General features: G+C 70.4%; 2 protein-coding genes. Both read left to right on the top strand.

Features of this window, described 5'->3' with window-relative positions; genetic code table 11:
* The first annotated feature begins 270 nt into the window (after positions 1–270).
* Positions 271–1,335, top strand: a complete 1,065-nt coding sequence (gene aroB, locus ACESY8_RS18165; protein WP_054339074.1) for a 3-dehydroquinate synthase — start codon at positions 271–273, stop codon at positions 1,333–1,335.
* On the top strand, positions 1,332–2,558 hold the full coding sequence (gene aroA, locus ACESY8_RS18160; RefSeq protein ID WP_204681873.1) for a 3-phosphoshikimate 1-carboxyvinyltransferase: 1,227 nt from the start codon (positions 1,332–1,334) through the stop codon (positions 2,556–2,558). The genes aroB and aroA overlap by 4 nt, the downstream gene beginning before the upstream one ends.
* Positions 2,559–2,637: the final 79 nt, after the last annotated feature.

Below are 2,637 nucleotides of genomic sequence, written 5' to 3'. Positions count from 1 at the left end.
GCCCCTACGGAGGATATCTTCAAGGGCTGTAATGTAGGGGCGGGGCTTGTCCCCGCCCGCGGGCGGCCACGAGGGTCGCCCTACGGTGAGGGTGGAGGATAGTTGGCGTGGGCCGATGAGGGCAGAAGGTGAATTGCCCCACAGGGGCAAGAGAGGCCGCCCTGGGGTGTCGGCCCCTGCGTTGGGGCATCCTGCGGAGCTGTCACGTAGGGGCGGGTGCCCCCCCCCGCCCGACGGATACCGTCGATTTTGAACAGAGGAGGCCGTACCATGAAAACGCTGACCGTCGCCCTGCCGGGGCGGGAATACAACATACAGATCGGGCGGGGGCTGCTGGCCCGGGCGGGGGAGGAGCTTCGGGCCGTCCTGCCCGGGGCCTCCCGGCTTTTCGTGGTGACGGACAGCCATGTGGTCCCCCTGTATCTGGAAAGGGTGCGGGCCAGTCTAGAGGGGGCCGGGTTCCAGGTGACCGCCCACACCGTCCCCGCCGGGGAGGGCTCCAAATGCCCCGCCCGTCTGGCCGAGCTGTGGGAGGCCATGATGGACGCCGGGCTGACCCGCACCGACGCGGTGGCGGCCCTGGGCGGCGGCGTGGTGGGGGATCTGGCGGGGTTCGCCGCCGCCACCATCCTGCGGGGGGTGGACTTCGTGCAGATCCCCACCACCCTGCTGGCCCAGGTGGATTCCTCCGTAGGGGGCAAGGTGGCCGTGGATCTGGAGCACGGGAAGAATCTGGCGGGGGCCTTCTGGCAGCCCAGGCTGGTGCTCATGGATCCGGAGGTGCTGGACACCCTGCCGCTGCCTGTCTTCATGGAGGGCATGGCGGAGGTGGTCAAATACGGCTGCATCAGGGACGCGGCCTTCTTCGACTTCCTGGCGGCCCGGCCCTCCCGGGCGGAGCTGATGGCGGAAATGGAACACATCTTGTATACCTGCTGCGCGATTAAACGGAGCGTAGTGGAACAGGACGAGCGGGACACGGGGGAGCGGATGCTCCTCAACTTCGGCCACACGCTGGGCCACGCCTACGAGCTGGCGGGGCACTACACCGAGTGGAGCCACGGCGCGGCGGTGGCCGCCGGCATGTGCGCCGCCGCCCGGCTGGGTGTACGCCTGGGGGTGACCCCGGCGGAGCTGCCGGAGCGCCTGGAGGAGGCGCTCTCCGCCCTGGGGCTGCCCACCGCCATCCCCTGCACGGCGGAGGATTACGCCGCCGCCGTGGGACTGGACAAGAAGGGGGCGGGGGAGGACATTTCGGTGATCCTCCTGGAGCGCATGGGCCGCGCCGTCCCCCACCGGATGCCCAAGGCCAAACTGCTGGAGGAACTGCGATGAACGTCACCATCACCCCCGCCGCCCTGGGCGGCGCCGTCACTCCGCCGCCCTCCAAGTCCCAGGCCCACCGGCTGATCATCGCCGCCGCCCTGTCCGACGGGGTGTGCCGCCTGTCCAATGTGGAGCTGTCCCAGGACATCCAGGCCACCCTGCGCTGTATGCGTACCCTGGACGCGGACGCCTCCGCCGACGGCACGGTAATCCGCGGGGCCGACCTGGTGGACGGCTTCGAGACGCCCCCGCCGGAGGTCATGGACTGCGGCGAGTCGGGCTCCACTTTGAGGTTTTTGATCCCCGTGGCCCTGGCCCTCAAGGGGGGCGGCCGGTTCACCGGCCACGGGCGGCTCATGGAGCGGCCTCAGGAGCCCTATTTCCACCTCTTTGCGGAGAAGGGGATCGCCTGGTCGCTGGAAAACGGAGTGCTCGCCGTGGAGGGGCGGCTGACGCCCGGCGTCTATACCCTGCCCGGCGACGTGTCCTCCCAGTTTATCACCGGCCTGCTCTACGCCCTCCCCCTGCTGGAGGGGGACAGCGAGCTTGTTCTCACCACCGCGCTGGAGAGCCGGGGCTATGTGGACATGACCCTGGACGCCCTGGCCCAATTCGGCGTCGCGGCGGAGTACGACGGGGATCGGCGCTTCCGGGTGCCGGGGAACCAGGCGTACCGCCACCGGGATCTGGCCATCGAGGGGGACTGGTCTAACGCCGCCTTCTGGTTTGCCGCCGCATTCCTGGGCCACCGGGTGGAAGTGGAGGGGCTGAACCCCCGCTCCGTCCAGGGCGACCGGGTGATCGGGGAGCAGCTTGCCCGCCTGACCCGGCCCGGCCCGGCGGAGCTGGACGTGTCCCAGTGCCCCGATCTGGTGCCCCCTCTGGCGGCCATGGCCGCCCTGCGGGCGGGGGAGACGACCGCCATCGTCAACGCCGCCCGCCTGCGCATCAAGGAGAGCGACCGGCTGGCCTCTGTGACGCAGGTGCTCAACGCCCTGGGGGCCGGTGTGGAGGAGCACGCCGACCACCTGGTGCTCCGGGGCAGGGAGCGGCTGGCGGGGGGCGTCACTGTCTCCGGCCACAACGACCACCGCATCGCCATGATGGCCGCCATTGCGGCCACCCGCTGTCAGGGGCCGGTGACCATCACCGGCGCGGAGTGCGTGAACAAGTCCTATCCCCGCTTCTGGGCAGACTACGAGGCCCTGGGCGGTCAGATCGCCCGGACGTAGGAGGGGCGGGCGGCCACGGAGCCGTTTTTACACGAATGGTGTAGGGGCGGGGCTTGTCCCCGCCCGCGGGGGGGGGGGG

Origin of the sequence: Clostridium sp. ATCC BAA-442 (assembly GCF_964239415.1) — a bacterium.
GTDB classification, from domain to species: Bacteria; Bacillota; Clostridia; order Oscillospirales; family Oscillospiraceae; genus Flavonifractor; species Flavonifractor plautii.
Note: the sequence above shows the minus strand (reverse complement) of the source record. Positions and strands in the feature narration are given on the sequence as shown.